This window comes from Staphylococcus sp. SA22, assembly GCF_054165785.1.
The window spans coordinates 64080-87141 of sequence record NZ_JBSZQY010000008.1 but is presented as its reverse complement, the minus strand read 5'-3'; the positions used below and the strand labels follow the sequence as shown (position 1 = coordinate 87141).

At 32.3% G+C, this 23062-nt stretch carries 21 protein-coding genes, 1 riboswitch and 1 other annotated feature; all 21 genes read left to right on the top strand.

Annotation, left to right across the window (positions count from 1 at the left end):
* The first annotated feature begins 383 nt into the window (after nucleotides 1-383).
* The 21 genes from ACXQH5_RS08690 to hemA all read left to right on the top strand — a co-directional run bounded on the left by ACXQH5_RS08690 (nucleotide 384) and on the right by hemA (nucleotide 23058).
* Nucleotides 384-1871 carry a hypothetical protein gene (locus ACXQH5_RS08690; protein ID WP_000849430.1) on the top strand — a complete coding sequence of 496 codons (1488 nt, stop codon included), beginning with the start codon at nucleotides 384-386 and terminating at the stop codon, nucleotides 1869-1871.
* A 292-nt stretch (nucleotides 1872-2163) separates the two neighbouring features.
* A complete protein-coding gene (gene polA / locus ACXQH5_RS08685; protein WP_001038293.1) occupies nucleotides 2164-4794 on the top strand; it encodes a DNA polymerase I in 2631 nt (876 codons plus the stop codon).
* 15 nt (nucleotides 4795-4809) lie between these two features.
* Nucleotides 4810-5682, top strand: coding sequence for a bifunctional DNA-formamidopyrimidine glycosylase/DNA-(apurinic or apyrimidinic site) lyase (gene mutM / locus ACXQH5_RS08680; RefSeq protein ID WP_001114460.1), 873 nt, complete (start codon nucleotides 4810-4812; stop codon nucleotides 5680-5682).
* Between the two features lie 15 nt (nucleotides 5683-5697).
* Complete coding sequence (coaE, locus tag ACXQH5_RS08675) at nucleotides 5698-6321, top strand: dephospho-CoA kinase (RefSeq protein ID WP_001127167.1); 624 nt, start codon at nucleotides 5698-5700, stop codon at nucleotides 6319-6321.
* 169 nt (nucleotides 6322-6490) lie between these two features.
* Complete coding sequence (gene gap / locus ACXQH5_RS08670; protein ID WP_000106134.1) at nucleotides 6491-7516, top strand: type I glyceraldehyde-3-phosphate dehydrogenase; 1026 nt, start codon at nucleotides 6491-6493, stop codon at nucleotides 7514-7516.
* Between the two features lie 209 nt (nucleotides 7517-7725).
* Nucleotides 7726-8196 carry a transcriptional regulator NrdR gene (gene nrdR / locus ACXQH5_RS08665; protein WP_000650082.1) on the top strand — a complete coding sequence of 157 codons (471 nt, stop codon included), beginning with the start codon at nucleotides 7726-7728 and terminating at the stop codon, nucleotides 8194-8196.
* On the top strand, nucleotides 8197-9597 hold the full coding sequence (locus ACXQH5_RS08660; protein ID WP_000533476.1) for a replication initiation and membrane attachment family protein: 1401 nt from the start codon (nucleotides 8197-8199) through the stop codon (nucleotides 9595-9597).
* The gene (gene dnaI, locus ACXQH5_RS08655) at nucleotides 9597-10517 is read left to right on the top strand and encodes a primosomal protein DnaI (protein WP_000808621.1); all 921 of its coding nucleotides are present in this window, start codon (nucleotides 9597-9599) and stop codon (nucleotides 10515-10517) included. The genes ACXQH5_RS08660 and dnaI overlap by 1 nt, the downstream gene beginning before the upstream one ends.
* A 92-nt stretch (nucleotides 10518-10609) precedes the next feature.
* Nucleotides 10610-10732 (top strand): hypothetical protein, encoded by a 123-nt coding sequence (locus ACXQH5_RS08650; protein WP_031844955.1) that lies wholly within the window; start codon nucleotides 10610-10612, stop codon nucleotides 10730-10732.
* Nucleotides 10733-10929: 197 nt separating this feature from the next.
* Nucleotides 10930-12867, top strand: coding sequence for a threonine--tRNA ligase (thrS, locus tag ACXQH5_RS08645; RefSeq protein ID WP_000435132.1), 1938 nt, complete (start codon nucleotides 10930-10932; stop codon nucleotides 12865-12867).
* A gap of 105 nt (nucleotides 12868-12972) precedes the next feature.
* Nucleotides 12973-13148: riboswitch (Lysine riboswitch) on the top strand.
* A 145-nt stretch (nucleotides 13149-13293) separates the two neighbouring features.
* Complete coding sequence (locus ACXQH5_RS08640; RefSeq protein WP_000049297.1) at nucleotides 13294-14787, top strand: amino acid permease; 1494 nt, start codon at nucleotides 13294-13296, stop codon at nucleotides 14785-14787.
* 73 nt (nucleotides 14788-14860) lie between these two features.
* Nucleotides 14861-14986: a sequence feature (ribosomal protein L20 leader region), on the top strand.
* A 28-nt stretch (nucleotides 14987-15014) separates the two neighbouring features.
* Nucleotides 15015-15542, top strand: coding sequence for a translation initiation factor IF-3 (gene infC / locus ACXQH5_RS08635; RefSeq protein ID WP_001791162.1), 528 nt, complete (start codon nucleotides 15015-15017; stop codon nucleotides 15540-15542).
* A 28-nt stretch (nucleotides 15543-15570) separates the two neighbouring features.
* On the top strand, nucleotides 15571-15771 hold the full coding sequence (gene rpmI, locus ACXQH5_RS08630; RefSeq protein ID WP_001125540.1) for a 50S ribosomal protein L35: 201 nt from the start codon (nucleotides 15571-15573) through the stop codon (nucleotides 15769-15771).
* A gap of 46 nt (nucleotides 15772-15817) precedes the next feature.
* Nucleotides 15818-16174 (top strand): 50S ribosomal protein L20, encoded by a 357-nt coding sequence (rplT, locus tag ACXQH5_RS08625; protein ID WP_001138360.1) that lies wholly within the window; start codon nucleotides 15818-15820, stop codon nucleotides 16172-16174.
* 143 nt (nucleotides 16175-16317) lie between these two features.
* Nucleotides 16318-16926: an NUDIX domain-containing protein gene (locus ACXQH5_RS08620; protein WP_000032657.1), complete on the top strand. Its 609-nt coding sequence runs from the start codon at nucleotides 16318-16320 to the stop codon at nucleotides 16924-16926.
* An 18-nt stretch (nucleotides 16927-16944) separates the two neighbouring features.
* The gene (locus ACXQH5_RS08615) at nucleotides 16945-17874 is read left to right on the top strand and encodes a hypothetical protein (protein ID WP_001280027.1); all 930 of its coding nucleotides are present in this window, start codon (nucleotides 16945-16947) and stop codon (nucleotides 17872-17874) included.
* A 4-nt stretch (nucleotides 17875-17878) separates the two neighbouring features.
* On the top strand, nucleotides 17879-17989 hold the full coding sequence (locus ACXQH5_RS08610; protein WP_001790560.1) for a hypothetical protein: 111 nt from the start codon (nucleotides 17879-17881) through the stop codon (nucleotides 17987-17989).
* 47 nt (nucleotides 17990-18036) lie between these two features.
* Entirely contained in the window at nucleotides 18037-19338 is a 1302-nt protein-coding gene (gene tig / locus ACXQH5_RS08605; RefSeq protein WP_000127572.1) for a trigger factor, read from the top strand.
* A 150-nt stretch (nucleotides 19339-19488) separates the two neighbouring features.
* Nucleotides 19489-20751 carry an ATP-dependent Clp protease ATP-binding subunit ClpX gene (gene clpX, locus ACXQH5_RS08600; RefSeq protein WP_000472293.1) on the top strand — a complete coding sequence of 421 codons (1263 nt, stop codon included), beginning with the start codon at nucleotides 19489-19491 and terminating at the stop codon, nucleotides 20749-20751.
* 153 nt (nucleotides 20752-20904) lie between these two features.
* Entirely contained in the window at nucleotides 20905-21495 is a 591-nt protein-coding gene (yihA, locus tag ACXQH5_RS08595) for a ribosome biogenesis GTP-binding protein YihA/YsxC (RefSeq protein WP_000867697.1), read from the top strand.
* 216 nt (nucleotides 21496-21711) lie between these two features.
* Nucleotides 21712-23058, top strand: a complete 1347-nt coding sequence (gene hemA / locus ACXQH5_RS08590; RefSeq protein ID WP_000545461.1) for a glutamyl-tRNA reductase — start codon at nucleotides 21712-21714, stop codon at nucleotides 23056-23058.
* The last annotated feature ends 4 nt before the right edge of the window (nucleotides 23059-23062 follow it).

Below are 23062 nucleotides of genomic sequence, written 5' to 3'. Positions count from 1 at the left end.
TCAATTTTGTCATTTGCATATGTCGTTTTGTAAGTTATAAGTAATAGATTGTTGTGAATCAAGCAATTTTATAATATATTTATTATAATAAAGAAATTTTAGTAACGCACTTAAAATAGATGCTTAATTAAAAAGTAATAAGTTTTATTTGAACGGAAATAAATCTTAATTTAAACACTTGAATACACAAGTGTAATCATTCGTCATAGAAAAAGACGAGGAGCGATTTAGATAAATTGTTGAAAGTAATATTAAATACCTTGTTTATCTAATTTGATTGAGGAAACATGCATAGGTGAAAATTAGAAATACATTATAAATATTGAATTAATTTTTCGACCTACAAGTTGAGGAAAATTTAACTAGATTTGAGGATTAGCAAAGTGAAAACAATTCAATTACACAAGACAACTTTGATATTAATTGCGATATTATTGTTTTATACTTTTATGGGTATCTTACTACCACTCATGCACGATGATTTACAATGGTTTAGCAATTATAATACTGATATTTTAAAAGTAGGATTTGCATCACTTAATGGTCGCTATATCGGAAATATCTTTGAAATTATAGCTGTACATGTAAGCTGGTTACGTTGGCTTTCATATGGTCTCATTAGTATGGGGATCATTTGGATGATTATGCACATTACACGTTGTAAAGCGTGGACAAGCTATTATTTGTTAGCATTTTCTTTAATGTTAATTTTACCAAGTGCTATTTATGCAGATACATTTGGCTGGTTTGCAGGATTTTACAATTATGCGACATCAACACTAATTTCACTCTTTATCATTTATTATTGTATTAATGCAATTATATATAAAGAAAAGCAGCCGGTAAGTGTTACAGTATTATTCTATGTTTTATGCTTCTTCGGTCAATTATTTATGGAGAATGTGACATTATTCCACTGTATCATTTTAATTTTAGCTTTTCTGTATGAATTTACTGCAAATCGAACACTTAATTATAAATTATTGTTTTCATTTATGATTGCTACTATAGGTACAATCATTATGTTTTCCAATCCAAATTATCGCAAAATTTTATTTGAAGGATCAGAATATCAACAAGTTTCTAATAATCAAGGTATCTTTTCAAAATTTGCAGAAATGATATCAACGTCACTTCCATATGGTGTCATTTTCAGTCAGGTTATAATTTTAAGTATGATTGCAGCGCTTATTATTTATCTACTGCTTAGAAGTGATCGGTATGTACATTTAACAATATTAAAGCGTCGTATCATTATGATAGGATTTATCACTTTACCGCTTTATTATTTACTATTTTACAATCAGTTTTTATTAAATAAAAATACAGATATTGGATTGGTTGGTTTTGCGAACGTAATTGTATGTGGTTACTTTGCGTTTTCGATATTTGTAGGTATTTATTTGTCTATTAATGATCGTAAAACACAAATTACTTTATATTCCTTACTTATTGCAATATGTGTTTCGGCGTCGACACTAGTCATTGTTACTCCAATTGAACCAGGTAATTTTTTGATTGTTTATACGATACATGTAATCATTTTAATTATTTTATTAAAAGAATTTCGGAAATATAAGTCAATCAATGTTAATTTTATTAAAGGTGCATCACTAGTTTTAGCTATGATATATCTTAGTGCATTTATTTATGTTCATTATGAACATGAAAAAAGAGTTCAGTTATTAAAACAACAAATTAAAGATCATCCACGACAAGAGGTTTATACAGTGGAATCATTGCCGTTTGAACATTATATGCATCATCCGTCACCAATCAATAAAAATTACCAAGAGTGGTTTAATAATTATGAAGAATTACCGAAAATGACCAAAGTTAAATATATTCCATTTGGTTCTGACGATTCATAACTTATTCTTACCTATAAAAATTTAAAATAGCAGCATAAAAATATTAAAAAGTAGACATAATCATGAAATGATAATGTGCATCTCAAAAGTTGGACTTTTAACCTGACTTTATGGAGTGCTCATCAAGAACAATCATGATTATGTCTTTTTATTTTTTAGCTTAGTCTATATAGTCACTTGTTTTATTTGAAATTAGGTCGTGTATAAATACTCTATGAGATAGTTTCTTTAATTACGACATCACAGTCGAATATGCTAAAATATATATAAATTAGTTCTGGAGGTTAAAATTGTGAATAAATTAGTATTAATCGATGGTAATAGCTTAAGTTTTAGAGCTTTTTATGCATTACCTTTGTTATCAAACAAAGCAGGCATTCATACCAATGCAGTATATGGTTTTGCAATGTTACTAGAGAAGATTTTAAAAGAAGAAAAGCCAAATCATTTTTTAGTAGCGTTTGATGCAGGTAAAACGACTTTCAGACATGAAAAATATAGTGAATATAAAGGCGGACGCCAGAAAACGCCACCTGAACTAAGTGAGCAATTTCCTTATATACGCCAATTATTAGATGCTTATCATATTAAACGTTATGAATTAGATAACTATGAGGCAGATGATATTATCGGAACTTTAAGTAAAGAAGCAGATAAAGCGGGCTTTCAGACAATTATTATTACGGGAGACCGAGATTTAACACAACTTGCAACGGATAATGTAACCATTTATTACACTAAAAAAGGTGTTACTGATGTTGATCATTATACACCTGACTTTATTGCGGAAAAATACAACGGGTTAACACCTAATCAAATTATTGATATGAAAGGATTAATGGGAGATACTTCTGATAATATACCAGGTGTTGCAGGTGTTGGAGAGAAAACAGCAATAAAATTGCTGAACCAATTTGACTCAGTAGAAGGTGTCTATGAACATTTAGATGAAATTTCAGGTAAAAAGTTAAAAGAAAAACTTCAAAATAGCAAAGAAGATGCATTAATGAGTAAAGAATTAGCAACGATTAATGTAGATAGTCCGATTGAAGTAAAACTTGAAGATACGTTAATGACTCATCAAGATGAACAACAAGAAAAAATCGAATTGTTTAAGAAGTTAGAATTCAAACAATTGTTGGCTGACATTGATCAATCAGCAAGCGTTGAAGATGCAATAGAAAAGACATTTGAAATTGAAACGTCTTTTGATAATGTTGATTTTACTTCATTGAAAGAAGCGGCCATCCATTTCGAATTAGAGGGTGGTAACTATTTGCGAAATAATATTTTAAAATTCTCTTTATTTACAGGTGAGAAACATATTGTAATTAATGCGGATGACATAAATAATTATGCCGAACTAGTTTCATGGTTAGAAAATCCGAATACGAAAAAAGTCGTATATGATGCTAAAAAAACATATGTAGCATCACATAGATTGGGAATTGATATTCAAAATATTTCATTCGATATTATGTTGGCCAGTTATATAATTGATCCATCTCGTACGATTAGTGATGTTCAATCAGTTGTTTCATTGTACGGTCAAAGTTTTGTGAAAGACGATGTGAGTATATATGGAAAAGGTAAGAAATTTAAGGTGCCTGAAGATGATGTTTTAAATCCATATGTTGCTTCTATTACTGATGCAATTTACTTTGTGAAACCAAATATGGATAAACAATTAGAAGAATACAATCAGGTAGAACTCTTAGCTGATTTAGAGCTACCGCTAGCTAAGATTTTAAGTGAAATGGAAGAAATTGGTATATATACAGATGTTCATGATTTAGAAGAAATGGAAAAAGAAATTCAAGAAAAATTAGATGTCTTAATTCGAAATATACATGATGCAGCTGGTGAAGATTTTAATATAAATTCTCCTAAGCAATTAGGTGTTGTATTGTTTGAGACATTACAATTACCTGTTATTAAAAAGACGAAAACAGGATATTCTACTGCTGTAGATGTCTTAGAGCAATTGCAAGGTGAACATCCTATCATTGATTATATTTTAGAATATCGTCAATTATCTAAGTTACAGTCTACTTATGTTGAAGGATTGCAAAAGGTAATTAGTGATGATCAACGTATCCATACACGTTTTAACCAAACTTTAGCGCAAACTGGACGTTTATCAAGTGTAGATCCTAATTTACAAAATATTCCGGTTAGACTTGAAGAAGGGCGTAAAATAAGAAAAGCCTTTAAACCAACTTCAAAAGATAGCGTTATATTATCAGCAGATTATTCTCAAATTGAATTGCGTGTATTAGCACACATTACACAAGATGAGAGTATGAAAGAAGCATTTATCAACGGCGATGATATTCATACAGCAACTGCTATGAAAGTATTTGGTGTAGAAGCTGATCAAGTCGATAGTTTAATGCGTCGTCAAGCAAAAGCGGTTAACTTTGGAATTGTTTATGGGATAAGTGATTATGGTTTAAGTCAAAGTTTAGGTATTACTCGTAAAAAAGCAAAAGCATTCATTGATGATTATTTAGCTAGTTTCCCAGGTGTAAAACAATATATGTCTGATATTGTAAAAGATGCCAAAGCTTTAGGTTACGTGGAAACATTGCTACATCGTCGACGCTATATTCCTGATATTACGAGTCGTAACTTTAATTTACGCGGCTTTGCTGAACGTACTGCTATGAATACGCCAATACAAGGCAGTGCTGCAGATATCATTAAACTGGCAATGGTTAAATTTGCGCAAAAAATGAAAGAGACAACATATCAAGCTAAACTATTATTACAAGTGCACGATGAATTAATTTTTGAAGTACCTAAGTCAGAAGTAGATTCATTTAGTGAATTTGTAGAAGAGATAATGGAAAATGCATTGCAATTAGATGTTCCATTAAAAGTAGACTCAAGTTATGGTGCAACTTGGTATGATGCAAAATAAAGTGAGGTTAATGGTATGCCCGAATTACCAGAAGTAGAACATGTAAAAAGAGGAATTGAACCCTACGTTATAAATCAAAAAATTGAACACGTTATATTTTCGGATAAAGTAATCGAAGGTAAAGCTCAAGGCAAGGAAACAATTATAAAAGGAATTGAATTAGATACTTTTAAAACTTTATCGGAAGGCTATACCATTACTAATGTAGAACGAAGAAGTAAATATATCGTTTTTCAACTAGATAATAAACGAGAACAACGTACATTAATTAGCCATTTAGGTATGGCGGGTGGTTTTTTCATTGTAAATGAACTTGAAGATATTATGATACCTAATTATCGTAAACATTGGCATGTTATTTTTGAGTTGTCAAATGACAAAAAGTTAATTTATTCAGATATACGTCGTTTTGGAGAAATTAGAAATGTTGCGTCTGTAGCATCTTATCCTTCATTTTTAGAAATAGCGCCTGAACCTTTTTCAAATGAAGCATTGACGTATTATTTAAATCGAATTCATCAACAGTCTAATAAGAATAAACCAATCAAACAAGTGATTTTGGATCATAAAGTAATCGCAGGTTGTGGAAATATTTACGCATGTGAAGCGTTGTTTCGTGCAGGTGTTTTACCAGATAAAAAAGTAAAAGACTTAACACACCAACAACAAGAAATGGTTTTTTATTATGTTAGAGAAGTACTAGAAGAAGGTATTAAATTTGGCGGTACAAGTATTTCAGATTATCGTCATGCTGATGGAAAAACTGGTGAGATGCAATTGCATCTTAATGTATATAAGCAGCCGGTATGCAAAGTGTGTGGAAGTCAAATTGAAACAAAAATCATCGCGACAAGAAATAGTCATTATTGTCCAGTATGTCAAAAATAAAGAAAGAGTGAAATTATGCCGAAAGTTATTGGTCTAACAGGTGGAATCGCCTCAGGAAAATCAACAGTATCAGAACTCTTATCCGTATTCGGTTTTAAAGTAGTAGATGCTGATAAAGCAGCCAGGGAAGCTGTTAAAAAGGGGAGTAAAGGTTTAGCTCAAGTACGAGAAGTCTTTGGTGATGAAGCTATTGATGAAAATGGTGAGATGAATCGTCGTTATATGGGTGATTTAGTGTTTAACCATCCAGAAAAACGCTTAGAATTAAATGCTATCATACATCCTATCGTGCGAGATATTATGGAAGAAGAAAAGCAAGAATATTTAAAACAAGGATATAATGTAATCATGGATATTCCATTATTATTTGAAAATGAATTGGAAAATACAGTAGACGAAGTGTGGGTTGTATACACTTCTGAAAGTATACAAATGGATCGTTTAATGCAACGTAATAATTTGTCATTAGAAGATGCGAAAGCTCGTGTCTATAGCCAAATTTCTATTGATAAAAAAAGCCGAATGGCCGATCATGTTATCGATAATTTAGGGGATAAACTTGAATTAAAACAAAACCTTGAGAGATTGTTAGAAGAAGAAGGTTATATTGAAAAGCCGAATTACGGAGAAGAAGATTAATATTACTCTATAAATAAGTCATTACTTTACGTACGCGTTGATGTATGTAAGTAATGACTATTTTTTATAAAAAAGATAAATAAATCAACGGAAAACGCTTTCAAATTTCATATAATATGCTATACTAATTCCATAAAGTATAACACATAAAAATCAAGGGGTGCTTTTAATGTCAACGAATATTGCAATTAATGGTATGGGTAGAATTGGAAGAATGGTATTACGTATTGCATTACAAAATAAAAATTTAAATGTAGTAGCGATAAATGCTAGTTATCCACCCGAAACAATTGCACATTTAATCAATTACGATACAACACATGGAAAATATAATCTAAAAGTTGAACCGATTGAAAATGGATTGCAAGTTGGTGATCATAAAATTAAATTGGTTGCTGATCGCAATCCTGAAAACTTGCCATGGAAAGAATTAGATATCGATATTGCTATAGATGCAACTGGTAAATTTAATCATGGTGATAAAGCCATCGCACATATTAAAGCAGGTGCCAAAAAAGTATTGTTAACTGGTCCTTCAAAAGGTGGACATGTTCAAATGGTAGTTAAAGGCGTAAATGATGACCAATTAGATATAGAAGCATTTGACATTTTTAGTAATGCTTCATGTACTACTAATTGCATTGGTCCAGTTGCAAAAGTTTTAAATAATCAGTTTGGAATAGTTAATGGTCTAATGACTACTGTTCACGCTATTACAAATGACCAAAAAAATATTGATAATCCACATAAAGATTTAAGACGTGCACGCTCATGTAATGAAAGCATTATTCCTACTTCTACTGGTGCGGCGAAAGCTTTAAAAGAAGTATTACCAGAATTAGAAGGTAAATTACATGGCATGGCATTACGTGTACCAACAAAGAATGTATCGCTCGTTGATTTAGTTGTTGATTTAGAAAAAGAAGTAACTGCAGAAGAAGTAAACCAAGCTTTTGAAAATGCAGGTTTAGAAGGTATCATTGAAGTCGAACATCAACCACTAGTGTCTGTTGATTTCAATACTAATCCACATTCAGCTATTATTGATGCAAAATCAACAATGGTCATGTCAGGGAATAAAGTAAAAGTTATTGCTTGGTATGATAATGAATGGGGTTATTCAAATAGAGTTGTAGATGTTGCTGAGCAAATTGGAGCACTTTTGACATCAAAAGAAACTGTAAGTGCAAGTTAATACAATTATTTAATAGCCTAACTCTGACTTCGGAGTTAGGTTTTTTATTTTTAATACAATAATTTTGTCATGCATATTACTTAATATGTAACGATATAATGTTTTTTATTGTTTCATTATTTGGTTAAATGAATTAAATTGAGGGATTCTTTTTTCATCTCTAGATTTATAGTATAATTAGGCATAATCAAAATAAAGAGGGTGATGTAATGAAATGCCCGAAATGTAATTCTACACAATCTAAAGTTGTAGATTCAAGGCATGCCGATGAATTAAATGCCATTCGAAGACGGAGAGAATGTGAAAATTGTGGAACACGATTCACTACATTTGAACATATCGAAGTTAGTCAGCTTATAGTTGTGAAAAAAGATGGTACAAGGGAGCAGTTTTCAAGAGAAAAAATACTTAATGGACTTGTGCGTTCTTGTGAGAAACGACCAGTTAGATATCAACAACTTGAAGACATAACAAACAAGGTTGAATGGCAATTACGAGATGAAGGTCATACGGAAGTGTCTTCACGAGATATAGGTGAACACGTTATGAACTTGTTAATGCATGTTGATCAAGTTTCATATGTTAGATTTGCATCAGTCTATAAAGAATTTAAAGATGTTGATCAATTGTTAGCATCGATGCAAGGGATTTTAAGCGAAAACAAACGGAGTGATGCTTAAATGGGACGACAAGCCTTCGAATTCGGCTTAAGACCAAAGGATCAATTCAAAGTTATGCAACACTTTGATTTAAATACGAATCATTTAGAGGTATTGAATCGACTTTATACACCGCTAATTGGAGCACAAGCAGTGGGTTTATATCATTTTATGACTCAATTCGTTAAAGAAAGTCATAATGAAACATTGATTCTTTCTCATTATATTTTTATGAATGAACTTAAAATTAATTTACTAGAGTTTAGACAACAAATGGACTTACTTGAAGCGATTGGATTGTTAAAGGCGTTTGTCAAACATGATGAACAAGAAACACAATTTGTTTACCAATTAATTCAACCGCCTTCAGCACATTTATTTTTTAATGATCCAATGTTGTCAATCTTTTTATATAGTGAAGTTGAGCATCGTCGATTTCATGAGTTGAAGAAATACTTTGAGTATCAACAAATTGATTTGAGTGAATTTAAACAGGTAACGAGACAATTTACTGATGTTTTTAAAGTGCCGTCTACAAAAATAGATATCGATACAAGTGATATTCCGATTAATGAACCGTACCAAGGTATCGATTTATCAAATGAATCTTTTGACTTTGAAATGTTGAGACAAATGTTAGGTAAACATTTTATTAGTCAAGACATTGTTACCAAAGATGCAAAGCGTTTAATTACACAACTCGCGACTTTATATGGTTTAACAGCAGATGGCATGAAGCATGTTATTTTAAATTCAATTACAAGTGGACAACAGTTATCCTTTGAAGAAATGCGTAAACAAGCACGCTCGTATTACTTAATGGAACACGAAAATCAAATGCCTAAATTACAGGTGAAATCTCCTGCTACATCATCTTCGACGGCCAAATCTTCAGAAGTGAATCCAAAGCCACAAAGTGATGAATGGTTTGAATTACTTGAACAAACGAGTCCAATTGATATGTTAGCTTCTTGGTCTGAATCAGAACCAACTATATCGCAAAAGACAATGGTTGAAGAATTAATTGAACGTGAAAAAATGTCTTTTGGCGTCATTAATATTTTGTTGCAATTTGTCATGTTAAAAGAAGATATGAAACTTCCTAAAGCGTATATTTTGGAAATAGCATCAAATTGGAAGAAAAAAGGTATTAAGACAGCTAAAGAAGCATATAATTACGCTAAAAAAGTTAATCAATCTAAAAATGAGGGTTCTAGCGGAAATTACCAAAAGCGTGGTTCATACTATGGGCAGCGTAATCGCATTTCAAAAGAAAAAACACCTAAATGGTTAGAAAATAGAGATAAACCTAGTGAAGAAGATTCGGCTAAAGATAATAGCGTAGATGATCAACAATTAGAGCAAGATCGACAAGCATTTCTAGATAAATTATCTAAAAAATGGGAGGAGGACAGTCAATAATGAAGCAATTTAAAAGTATAATTAACACGTCGCAGGACTTTGAAAAAAGAATAGAAAAGATAAAAAAAGAAGTAATCAATGACCCAGATGTTAAGCAATTTTTGGAAGCGCATCGAGCTGAATTAACGAATGCTATGATTGATGAAGACTTAAATGTGTTACAAGAGTATAAAGATCAACAAAAACATTATGACGGTCATAAATTTGCTGATTGTCCAAATTTCGTAAAGGGGCATGTGCCTGAGTTATATGTTGATAATAACCGAATTAAAATACGCTATTTACAATGCCCATGTAAAATCAAGTACGACGAAGAACGCTTTGAAGCTGAGTTAATTACATCTCATCATATGCAACGAGATACTTTAAATGCCAAATTGAAAGATATTTATATGAATCATCGAGACCGTCTTGATGTAGCTATGGCAGCAGATGATATTTGTACAGCAATAACTAATGGGGAACAAGTGAAAGGGCTTTACCTTTATGGTCCATTTGGGACAGGTAAATCTTTTATTCTAGGTGCAATTGCGAATCAGCTCAAATCTAAGAAGGTACGTTCGACAATTATTTATTTACCGGAATTTATTAGAACATTAAAAGGTGGCTTTAAAGATGGTTCTTTTGAAAAGAAATTACATCGCGTAAGAGAAGCAAACATTTTAATGCTTGATGATATTGGGGCTGAAGAAGTGACTCCATGGGTGAGAGATGAGGTAATTGGACCTTTGCTACATTATCGAATGGTTCATGAATTACCAACATTCTTTAGTTCTAATTTTGACTATAGTGAATTGGAACATCATTTAGCGATGACTCGTGATGGTGAAGAGAAGACTAAAGCAGCACGTATTATTGAACGTGTCAAATCTTTGTCAACACCATACTTTTTATCAGGAGAAAATTTCAGAAACAATTGAATTTTAAAATGATTGGTGTATAATGAATACAAATCTAAATCGTTTAAATGATTGAAGACAAGATGATCTAATCAATATTACACAGAAAGCCATTGTTTGATGAGAATATGGTTAATAAATTAGATGATTACTACTTCATTTATGGTATTTGTAATGAATACCCGGCTCAAGACCGTTATCTTAAGCAGAGATATTTAATATATAACTTGTATTAAATAACTAGGGTGGTACCACGACGATCTCGTCCCTTGTATAGGGGCGGGATTTTTTGTTTTTTTTAGACAAAAATGTTCGTTGGTGTCATAAATTCCCTGTTTATTGTTAATAGGTTTAATGTTAAAACGATGATTGTTGTTCAATATTTTAACGAGGTCAGATAAAAGTATTTATAAAGCAAATAGGAGGGTTTAACATGGAACAAATTAATATTCAATTTCCAGATGGTAATAAAAAGGCGTTTGATAAAGGTACTACTACTGAAGATATAGCACAATCAATTAGTCCTGGATTACGTAAAAAAGCAGTTGCCGGCAAATTTAACGGGCAACTTGTAGATTTAACTAAACCGCTTGAAACTGATGGATCAATTGAAATTGTGACACCAGGTAGTGAAGAAGCGTTAGAGGTATTACGTCATTCTACTGCACATTTAATGGCACATGCGATTAAAAGATTATATGGTAATGTTAAATTTGGTGTTGGTCCTGTAATAGAAGGTGGCTTCTACTATGACTTCGACATTGACCAAAACATCTCATCTGATGACTTTGAACAAATTGAAAAAACAATGAAACAAATCGTTAACGAAAATATGAAAATCGAACGAAAAGTGGTTTCACGAGATGAAGCGAAAGAGTTATTCAGCAATGATGAATACAAATTAGAATTAATCGACGCGATTCCTGAAGATGAAAATGTAACATTATATAGTCAAGGTGATTTTACTGATTTATGTCGTGGAGTTCACGTTCCATCAACAGCTAAAATTAAAGAGTTTAAACTATTATCTACAGCAGGTGCATACTGGCGTGGAGATAGTAACAACAAAATGTTACAACGTATATACGGTACTGCTTTCTTTGATAAAAAAGAATTAAAAGCACATTTACAAATGTTAGAAGAGCGTAAAGAACGTGATCATCGTAAAATTGGTAAAGAGTTAGAATTATTCACAAATAGCCAATTAGTTGGTGCTGGTTTGCCATTATGGTTACCTAACGGTGCAACAATTAGACGTGAAATTGAGCGTTACATTGTTGATAAAGAAGTTAGCATGGGGTATGACCACGTTTATACACCAGTACTTGCTAATGTTGATTTATACAAAACATCTGGTCACTGGGATCACTATCAAGAAGATATGTTCCCACCAATGCAGTTAGACGAAACTGAATCTATGGTATTACGTCCAATGAACTGTCCACATCATATGATGATTTATGCGAATAAACCACACTCATATCGTGAATTACCTATCCGTATCGCTGAGCTAGGAACTATGCATAGATATGAAGCAAGTGGTGCTGTATCAGGATTACAACGTGTTCGTGGTATGACTTTAAATGATTCACATATCTTTGTTCGACCTGATCAAATTAAAGAAGAATTCAAACGCGTTGTAAACATGATTATTGATGTGTATAAAGACTTTGGTTTCGAGGATTATAGCTTTAGATTAAGTTATAGAGACCCTGAAGATAAAGAAAAGTACTTTGATGATGATGACATGTGGAATAAAGCTGAAAATATGCTTAAAGAGGCAGCGGATGAGCTTGGCTTATCGTACGAAGAAGCGATTGGTGAAGCAGCATTCTATGGTCCGAAACTAGATGTTCAAGTTAAAACAGCGATGGGTAAAGAAGAGACATTATCAACAGCACAACTTGATTTCTTATTACCAGAACGTTTTGATTTAACTTATATTGGTCAAGATGGTGAACATCATCGTCCAGTTGTTATTCATCGTGGTGTTGTATCAACAATGGAACGATTTGTAGCATTTTTAACTGAAGAAACTAAAGGTGCATTCCCAACTTGGTTAGCGCCAAAACAAGTTCAAATCATTCCAGTTAACGTTGATTTACATTATGATTATGCGCGCCAATTACAAGACGAATTGAAATCTCAAGGCGTTCGTGTAAGTATTGATGACCGTAATGAAAAAATGGGTTATAAAATTAGAGAAGCTCAAATGCAAAAAATACCTTATCAAATCGTAGTTGGGGATAAGGAAGTTGAAAATAATCAAGTGAATGTGCGTCAATATGGATCACAAGACCAAGAAACAGTTGAAAAAGATGAATTTATCTGGAATCTAGTTGATGAAATTCGTTTGAAAAAACATAGATAGACAGTTGTCGCAATAAAATGCTTTGAAACTTTTATTGCGTATCAAGTTTTACAGGGTTGATTATGCGTGATGAATCCTGTATATTACAAGTTAGTTAAAATATTAAATTGAGTTAGAGGTTGCATGTTTAATTAGTAACTTGTCAGAAGTATTTATGGTACATAAGTTGAACAAGTGAAAGGTAAAGATGCCGAAATAGATATGAACCATAAATTATATCTATTGGGACAGTTTTCGAATAGGAACTGTACTGTCACAGAATGTGATGTGCTACCTTATATAGATAATTGCCAAAGTGGTTGCATATCTTAAAGGTATGTAGCCACTTTTTTACTTTTAATATCACTATGTTCTGTAAAAAAAGGGTATGAAAGTAAATAAAGGTTATTTATTACTTGGCCTCTAAAACATGGAAAGGGAGCTTATATGTCAAAAGTTCGAAATGAAAGTAACAATGTTGTCAAAAGGGGACTTAAAGATCGTCATATTTCTATGATTGCGATTGGGGGTTGTATTGGTACAGGTTTATTTGTAACTTCTGGTGGAGCAATTCATGATGCAGGTGCTTTGGGTGCATTAATAGGATACGCAATTATCGGAATAATGGTATTTTTCTTAATGACGTCACTTGGCGAAATGGCTACCTATTTGCCAGTATCAGGTTCATTTAGTACATATGCTACAAGATTTGTTGATCCATCTTTAGGGTTTGCGCTTGGTTGGAACTATTGGTTTAACTGGGTAGTAACTGTAGCAGCAGATATTACGATTGCAGCACAAGTCATTCAATATTGGACACCATTGCAAGGCATACCCGCTTGGGCATGGAGTGCGTTGTTCTTAGTTATAATTTTTAGTCTGAATTCGTTATCGGTTCGTGTCTATGGTGAAAGTGAATATTGGCTTGCATTAATAAAGGTTGTTACAGTTATCGTTTTTATTGCTATTGGTTTATTAACGATTGTAGGAATTATGGGTGGACATTTTGTAGGATTTGAAATATTTAATAAAGGTGAAGGACCTATTTTAGGTGGCAACTTAGGAGGAAGTTTGTTATCAATTCTAGGTGTATTCTTAATCGCTGGTTTCTCATTCCAAGGTACTGAGTTAATTGGTATTACAGCTGGTGAATCAGAAAATCCTGAACGTGCTGTGCCGAAAGCGATTAAACAAGTATTCTGGAGAATTTTATTATTTTACATTTTAGCCATTTTTGTTATCGGTATGTTAATTCCTTATGATAGTAGTGCATTAATGGGAGGCGGTAATGACGTTGCAACCTCTCCGTTTACGCTAGTTTTTAAAAATGCAGGATTTGCTTTTGCAGCCTCATTTATGAATGCAGTTATCTTAACATCAGTTTTATCAGCAGGTAATTCAGGTATGTATGCTTCAACTCGAATGCTATATTCAATGAGTAAAGATAAATTGGCGTTTGAAACATTTGGGAAAACAAATAAAAATGGTGTGCCATATATGTCTTTATTAGTAACTGCAATTATTGTAGTCATCATATTTGTGGTACAAAGTGTTACAGAAGGTGCTTATCAATATATCGTTGCTGCAAGTGGGTTAACTGGCTTTATTGCCTGGGTAGGTATTGCAGTGAGTCATTACCGATTTAGAAGAGCATTTGATAAACAAAATTATGATAAATCTAAATTGAAATATACAGCTAAATTGTTTCCGTTCGGACCTATTTTTGCAGCTATCTTATGTATTGTTGTAATCATCGGTCAAGATGTGGACTTTATTAAAACAGGAGATTTTAATTTTAGCCGCTTCCTAATTACGTATATGGGAATTCCAGTATTTTTAGCATTCTTTATTTATCATAAGCTTCGATATAAAACGAAAAAAATTCCATTAGAACAAGTAGATTTACGTCAAGACGTGTCAATGGATGAAATAAAAGGTTAAAATAAAAAAATTACAGTTATAGTGTTGACTTAAATGTGAATTGTTGATATGATTAACAACGTTGAATACGAAACGAACCAAGTAGAAGCACCCGCTTCTCACCTGTAGCGACGCATAAAGCAGTTGGCAGGTTAATCACATTACACATAACTGTGTATAAGGAAGAGCGGGTATTTTATACCTGCTCTTCCTTTTTGCTTGGTGCAAATTTCGTAAAAATTTTGGAGGTGTCAACCATAGCAAAAGATCAAACTCAAATCAATGACAAAATTCGTGCAAAAGAATTACGTTTAATCGGTCAAGATGGTGAACAAATTGGTGTTAAATCAAAGCGAGAAGCTTTAGAAATGGCTGAACGTGTAGATTTAGACTTAGTGGTCGTTGCACCGAATGCGAAACCACCAGTTGCAAGAATTATGGATTACGGTAAATTCAAATTCGAACAACAGAAAAAAGAAAAAGAAATGAAAAAGAAACAAAAAATTATCAATGTTAAAGAAATTCGTTTAAGTCCAACTATTGAGGAACATGATTTCCAAACTAAGTTGAAAAACGGACGTAAATTCTTAACTAAAGGCGATAAATGTAAAGTATCTATTCGTTTCAGAGGGCGTGCCATTACGCATAAGGAAATTGGTCAACGTGTGCTAGAAAAATATGCAGATGAATGCAAAGATATAGCAACAGTTGAACAAAAACCTAAAATGGACGGGCGTCAAATGTTTATCATGTTAGCGCCAACAGCTGAAAAATAATTAAAGCTATTACAGGAGGACTTATATTATGCCAAAAATGAAAACTCACCGCGGAGCAGCTAAACGTGTTAAAAGAACTGCTTCAGGTCAATTAAAACGTTCAAGAGCTTTCACATCTCACTTATTCGCAAACAAGAGCACTAAACAAAAACGTCAATTACGTAAAGCTAGATTAGTGTCTAAGAGCGATATGAAACGTGTAAAACAATTATTAGCATACAAAAAATAAGAACAAATACAGAAATCGGTAGGAATTACCTAAGGAGGAATTTTTTATGCCACGAGTTAAAGGTGGAACAGTAACAAGAGCGCGTCGTAAAAAAACGATTAAATTAGCTAAAGGTTACTTCGGTTCAAAACATACATTATACAAAGTAGCTAAGCAACAAGTAATGAAATCAGGTCAATACGCTTTCCGTGACCGTCGTCAACGTAAACGTGACTTCCGTAAATTATGGATTACACGTATCAACGCAGCAGCTCGTCAACATGAAATGAGCTACTCACGTTTAATGAACGGTTTGAAAAAAGCTGGTATCGACATTAACCGTAAAATGTTATCAGAAATTGCAATTTCTGACGAAAAAGCATTTGCTCAATTAGTAACTAAAGCTAAAGATGCTTTAAAATAATAACACTTATAAAAAAGAGATGGCGTTGTCATCTCTTTTTTTTATTTTTTAAATAGCAAAATGCCACATTTAATCGCTAAAATATGACATATTTGCTAAAATGCATTTAAGAGAACAAACATTAAAGTGAGGAGTTTTATACGATGTCTAAATTTGATGAACAAATCATTGTAGTACCTAGAGAAATTATTTTTAATAATGAAAAGAATACTTTCAATGGGTTTTTAAATAAGAATAAACCAGAAGGTCAAAATATTTTTGATGCGCTAAGTCAATATGAAGTTAAGCGACGCGGCGATATGGAAGAGGATCCATCATATAAACAACTCATTTCTTATTGTTTACTTGAAAATGAGCATGGCGAGATATTAGTGTATGAACGATTATCTGGCGGTGGAGAAGCTCGATTGCATGGACAATCTTCAATAGGTGTAGGCGGTCATATGAATGATGTTCCAGGAGCAGAATCTATTAACGAAGTATTGAGAGTTAATGCACAGAGAGAATTAGAAGAAGAAGTAGGTTTAAGTGAGCAAGATTCACAAAATATGGAATATATCGGTTTTATTAATGACGATAATAATGAAGTGGGCAAGGTACATATTGGTGTTGTATTTAAAATCACTGTAAGTACGAATGATGTAGAAGCAAAAGAAACAGATACTTTACGAATAAAATGGGTTGAAAAAGGCAACATAGAGTCATATGATGATTTCGAAACGTGGAGCGCATTAATCCTTCAAGATTTATAATCAAACGAGGTGACATATATGTCAGATATTATTCAGTTTCCTAACTCTTCGAAAAAGTTATATAAAGATATAAAACGTGCTGAACAAGACCGAAACTATGACCTGATGTATGAATATATTGTACAATATGAACGTCAATTTGAACTCACTGAAGAAATAGCAATGATGAAATGCCGTATGTTATATGAGACGGGGTCATTTCTTGAATTAAGAGAAGAAACAATTGTCTTATTGAAAACTGGCATACAACAATATGATGCATTGATGATTTATTACGTGAAAAGTTTGATAGGTTTGGGACAATATTTTGAAGCGGTAGAAGTAATTCATCAAATTATTGATGAAGTCAAAGATCACAAAACAAGAATGGCATTACATCCTCTTAAAGAATTTGCTAAGTCAAAATTAATTGAAGATGAAAAACGATTGACTCAGTCATTAACTGATTTTGATATGTTATCAATGAGGGAACAGACGCACTTGATTTTGAAGTTAATAGACAATGGTCATTTTCAATTTCAAGAAACGGTATTATATATATTAAAATCTAATACGTACAGTTATAACCTAATTAGTTTAATGATTGAGTATTTAAGGTTCGCAAAATGTACACAAGAACTGACAATTGAAAAGTATGGCATGGATGTAACTTTTGTACCAGCTAATTTAAAAGGGCTAGAACATACAACACTGAAAGAAAAAGTTATACCTAACGTTATGGAAACATTAAATGATGGTGCTTTACATATCGCTGAAGAAGCACACCATATTATGAATAATCACTCTATAATGATTTATCCAATTGATATTGAAACTTTGTTTGAAACGAATAAATGGATTAATGCATACGAATGTTATTTCAAAAATATGTTAGGACTTAAATGTGAATTACAAAGTATCGATGCATTTAATTTTATTCAGCAATTAGATTTGAATAATAATAGTTAAATTGTTGCAAAATAATACTCAGCATTTTAATATAGTTTTGACGAAAAAAGTTGATTTACAAATATATAAACGTTGTGATTTCAATGTTTGTATAGGGAATAGACCTATGATATAATAGGGAAGTTGAAAAAATAAATTAGTTAATCATGGAGGTATATATACATGACAGCAACTTGGGAAAAAAAGGAAGGTAACGAAGGTTTATTAACTGTTACTGTTCCTGCAGAAAAAGTAAACAAAGCGTTAGATCAAGCATTCAAAAAAGTGGTTAAACAAATTAACGTACCTGGATTCCGTAAAGGTAAAGTACCACGTCCAATTTTCGAACAACGCTTTGGTGTAGAAGCATTATATCAAGATGCTATCGACATTTTATTACCAGATGCTTATGGTGAAGCAATTGACGAAACTGATATTAAACCAGTTGCACAACCAGAAGTAAGTGTTACTCAAATTGAAAAAGGTAAAGATTTCATTTTTGAAGCAACAGTTACAGTTGAGCCAGAAGTTAAATTAGGAGACTATAAAGGTCTTGAAATTGAAAAACAAGAAACTGAATTATCTGATGATGAGTTACAAGAAGCAATTGACCACAGCTTAGGACATTTAGCTGAAATGGTAGTTAAAGAAGATGGTGTTGTTGAAAATGGCGACACAGTTAACATCGACTTTAGTGGTTCAGTTGACGGAGAAGAATTCGAAGGTGGACAAGCTGAAGGTTACGATTTAGAAATCGGTTCAGGTTCATTCATTCCTGGTTTCGAAGAGCAATTAGAAGGTATGAAAGTTGACGAAGAAAAAGATGTTGTCGTAACATTCCCAGAAGAATACCATGCTGAAGAATTAGCTGGTAAAGAAGCAACTTTCAAAACAAAAGTTAACGAAATTAAATTCAAGGAAGTTCCAGAATTAACAGATGAAATTGCTAATGAATTAGATGCAGAAGCAAATACAGTAGACGAGTACAAAGAAAACTTACGTAAACGTTTAGCTGAACAAAAAGCTACAGATGCAGAAAATGTTGAAAAAGAAGAAGCGATTACTAAAGCTACTGATAATACAACAATCGATATTCCTGAAGCAATGGTTAATACTGAATTAGATCGTATGGTGTCTGAATTTGCACAAAGAATTCAACAACAAGGTTTAGATTTACAAACGTACTTCCAAATCTCAGGTCAAGATGAATCTCAATTAAGAGAGCAAATGAAAGACGATGCAGAACAACGTGTTAAAACTAACTTAACTTTAACTGCAATCGCTGAAGCTGAAAAAATCGAAGCTACTGATGAAGATATCGATAAAGAATTAGAAAAAATGAGTAAACAATTTAATATCTCAGTTGAAGATATCAAAAATACTTTAGGTAATACTGATATCATTAAAAATGATGTTCGTATCCAAAAAGTTATCGATTTATTAAGAGATAACGCAAAGTTCGTTGAAGGAACTAAAGAAGATTAATCTTCATTAAATATTAAATTACAAAAATGAGTAGCAGATGCATAGCTTATGTATCTGCTACTATTCTTTAAGCAAAAAGTTTGTATGTTAATATGTTGCATTGTAATATCCAATCTAGTATAGTCTTTAACGAATAGGGGTGTAAAAAGAATGTTTAAATTCAATGAAGATGAAGAAAATTTGAAATGCTCTTTCTGCGGAAAAGACCAAGATCAAGTAAAAAAACTTGTAGCAGGAAGTGGTGTATATATTTGTAATGAGTGTATTGAATTATGCTCAGAAATCGTCGAAGAAGAATTAGCTCAAAACACTTCTGAAGCGATTACAGAATTACCTACTCCTAAAGAAATTATGGATCATTTAAACGAATATGTTATTGGTCAAGAAAAAGCTAAAAAATCTTTAGCTGTGGCTGTTTATAACCACTATAAGCGTATTCAACAATTAGGACCAAAAGAAGATGATGTTGAATTACAAAAAAGTAACATTGCCTTAATTGGGCCAACAGGTAGTGGTAAAACATTATTAGCTCAAACATTAGCCAAGACGTTGAATGTACCATTTGCAATTGCAGATGCGACAAGTTTAACTGAAGCTGGTTATGTAGGCGATGATGTTGAAAATATCTTGTTGAGATTAATTCAAGCAGCTGACTTTGACATTGATAAAGCCGAAAAAGGTATTATTTATGTAGATGAAATTGATAAAATTGCACGTAAATCTGAAAACACATCTATAACACGTGACGTTTCAGGTGAAGGTGTTCAACAAGCATTGCTTAAAATCTTAGAAGGTACGACTGCAAGTGTTCCGCCACAAGGTGGACGCAAACATCCAAACCAAGAAATGATTCAAATTGATACGACAAATATCTTATTTATTCTTGGTGGTGCCTTTGATGGTATTGAAGAAGTGATTAAGCGCCGTCTTGGTGAAAAAGTTATTGGTTTCTCAAGCAATGAAGCTGATAAATATGACGAACAAGCATTATTAGCACAAATTCGCCCAGAAGATTTGCAAGCCTATGGTTTGATTCCTGAATTTATCGGACGTGTGCCAATTGTAGCTAATTTAGAAACATTAGATGTAACTGCGTTGAAAAACATCTTAACGCAACCTAAAAATGCACTTGTGAAACAATATACTAAAATGCTGGAATTAGATGATGTGGATTTAGAGTTCACTGAAGAAGCTTTATCAGCCATTAGTGAAAAAGCAATTGAAAGAAAAACAGGTGCGCGTGGTTTACGTTCAATCATAGAAGAATCGTTAATCGATATTATGTTTGATGTGCCTTCTAACGAAAATGTAACGAAGGTAGTTATTACAGCACAAACAATTAATGAAGAAACTGAACCAGAACTATACGACGCAGAAGGTAATTTAATTAATAATAGTAAAACATCAGCTTAATCATTGATGTGTTATAAAAGTGAAAAGCTCCAATCAAAGTTGACGCTCAAATAGTTTAACTTTGATTGGAGCTTTTTTATAATGTATACCGAAAGGTTCAAATATTATATAATGGTAGAGTTGAAAGAGAATATAAAAAAGTGAGGATACAAAATGAAAGTTAATCCTAATAATATAGAATTAATCATTAGTGCAGTAAAGGAAGAACAATATCCAGAAACAGAATTGTCTGAAGTTGCACTGAGCGGTCGATCTAATGTAGGTAAGTCTACATTTATCAATAGTATGATTGGTAGAAAAAATATGGCACGTACATCACAGCAACCCGGCAAAACGCAAACGTTAAATTTTTATAATATAGATGAACAACTTATTTTTGTGGATGTTCCAGGATATGGATATGCTAAAGTAAGTAAAACACAACGTGAAAAATTTGGGAAAATGATTGAGGAATACATAACTAAGAGAGAGAATTTGCAATTAGTTATTCAATTAGTTGATTTAAGACATGATCCAACACAAGATGATATCTTAATGTACAATTATTTGAAACATTTTGATATTCCTACTTTAGTTATATGTACTAAAGAAGACAAAATTCCAAAAGGAAAAGTTCAAAAGCATATTAAAAATATTAAGACACAATTAGATATGGATCCAGACGATACAATTGTAAGTTATTCATCAATTCAAAATAATAAACAACAACAAATATGGAATTTAATTGAACCGTATATTTCATAGTTTTTGTACGACAAAACTTATACAAAAATTTTAAAAATAATGTAAGCACGAAACTTTTAATTAGTACACAATTGATAACATTTTTCAACGTTCATCATTTTGTCAAAAACTCAAAAGTAAATTAGAAAGATTATAATTTATTTAAGCATCGTACTTAATTGGATTTTAAATTATGTTATAATATTTGTATTGTTAGTATATATGGGGGCGTTTCAAATGCATTTTATTGCAATTAGTATAAATCATCGCACAGCTGATGTTGCACTAAGAGAGCAAGTTGCTTTTAGAGATGATGCCTTACGAATTGCCCATGAAGATTTATATGAAACTAAATCTATTTTAGAAAATGTCATATTATCAACATGTAATCGAACTGAAGTATATGCTGTTGTTGATCAAATTCACACAGGTCGTTACTATATTCAACGATTTCTAGCTCGTGCATTTGGATTTGAAGTAGATGATATTAAAACAATGTCAGAAGTAAAAGTGGGGGACGAAGCAGTAGAACATTTATTGCGTGTCACTTCTGGTTTAGATTCAATCGTACTTGGAGAAACTCAAATTTTAGGTCAAATAAGAGATGCATTTTTCTTAGCGCAAAGCACAGGTACGACAGGAACAATTTTTAATCATCTATTTAAACAGGCAATTACTTTTGCAAAAAGAGCACATAATGAAACAGATATAGCTGATAATGCTGTAAGTGTGTCTTATGCTGCGGTCGAGTTGGCGAAAAAAGTATTTGGCAAATTGAAAAGTAAGCAAGCTATCATTATTGGTGCAGGGGAAATGAGTGAATTATCACTATTAAATCTTCTTGGTTCTGGAATTACTGATATTACAGTAGTAAATAGAACAATTGAAAATGCTATGAAATTAGCAGCAAAGCATCAAGTGAAATATGATGAACTATCATCATTACCAAATTTACTTGAAAGTGCAGATATTGTGATTAGTTCAACGAGTGCACAAACTTATATCATTACAAATGAAATGATAGAAAGAATTGCAGAAAATAGAAAGCAAGATTCACTAGTATTGATTGATATTGCAGTTCCTCGAGATATTGAACCTGGTATTAGTGCCATCACAAACATCTTTAATTATGATGTTGATGACTTAAAAGGTTTAGTTGATGCAAACTTACGTGAGCGACAATTAGCGGCTGCAACAATTTCGGAACAAATTCCTGCAGAAATACATGCACACAATGAGTGGATTAGTATGTTGGGTGTTGTTCCAGTGATTAGAGCTTTACGTGAAAAAGCTATGGCAATTCAAGCAGAAACGATGGACAGTATTGATCGTAAATTGCCAGGTTTAAGCGAAAGAGAACGTAAAATTATATCTAAACATACAAAAAGTATCATCAATCAAATGTTGAAAGATCCTATTAAACAGGCCAAAGAATTAAGTAGTGATAAGAAAAGTAATGAAAAATTAGAGCTATTTCAAAATATATTTGATATCGAAGCTGAATGTCCTCATGAGCAAGCGAAGCAACAAAAAGAAAGCAAGGTCAAGGAAATTTCAGCGCGACGTATCTTTAGTTTTGAATAAGCAT

Excerpts from the sequence above, each read along its gene's own strand:
- hemA (WP_000545461.1), top strand. The coding sequence starts at position 21,712 with ATGCATTTTATTGCAATTAGTATAAATCATCGCACAGCTGATGTTGCA.
- mutM (WP_001114460.1), top strand. The coding sequence starts at position 4,810 with ATGCCCGAATTACCAGAAGTAGAACATGTAAAAAGAGGAATTGAACCC.
- rplT (WP_001138360.1), top strand. The coding sequence starts at position 15,818 with ATGCCACGAGTTAAAGGTGGAACAGTAACAAGAGCGCGTCGTAAAAAA.
- yihA (WP_000867697.1), top strand. The coding sequence starts at position 20,905 with ATGAAAGTTAATCCTAATAATATAGAATTAATCATTAGTGCAGTAAAG.
- nrdR (WP_000650082.1), top strand. The coding sequence starts at position 7,726 with ATGAAATGCCCGAAATGTAATTCTACACAATCTAAAGTTGTAGATTCA.
- ACXQH5_RS08615 (WP_001280027.1), top strand. The coding sequence starts at position 16,945 with ATGTCAGATATTATTCAGTTTCCTAACTCTTCGAAAAAGTTATATAAA.
- gap (WP_000106134.1), top strand. The coding sequence starts at position 6,491 with ATGTCAACGAATATTGCAATTAATGGTATGGGTAGAATTGGAAGAATG.
- rpmI (WP_001125540.1), top strand. The coding sequence starts at position 15,571 with ATGCCAAAAATGAAAACTCACCGCGGAGCAGCTAAACGTGTTAAAAGA.
- dnaI (WP_000808621.1), top strand. The coding sequence starts at position 9,597 with ATGAAGCAATTTAAAAGTATAATTAACACGTCGCAGGACTTTGAAAAA.
- clpX (WP_000472293.1), top strand. The coding sequence starts at position 19,489 with ATGTTTAAATTCAATGAAGATGAAGAAAATTTGAAATGCTCTTTCTGC.
- ACXQH5_RS08620 (WP_000032657.1), top strand. The coding sequence starts at position 16,318 with ATGTCTAAATTTGATGAACAAATCATTGTAGTACCTAGAGAAATTATT.
- tig (WP_000127572.1), top strand. The coding sequence starts at position 18,037 with ATGACAGCAACTTGGGAAAAAAAGGAAGGTAACGAAGGTTTATTAACT.
- ACXQH5_RS08660 (WP_000533476.1), top strand. The coding sequence starts at position 8,197 with ATGGGACGACAAGCCTTCGAATTCGGCTTAAGACCAAAGGATCAATTC.
- thrS (WP_000435132.1), top strand. The coding sequence starts at position 10,930 with ATGGAACAAATTAATATTCAATTTCCAGATGGTAATAAAAAGGCGTTT.
- coaE (WP_001127167.1), top strand. The coding sequence starts at position 5,698 with ATGCCGAAAGTTATTGGTCTAACAGGTGGAATCGCCTCAGGAAAATCA.
- ACXQH5_RS08640 (WP_000049297.1), top strand. The coding sequence starts at position 13,294 with ATGTCAAAAGTTCGAAATGAAAGTAACAATGTTGTCAAAAGGGGACTT.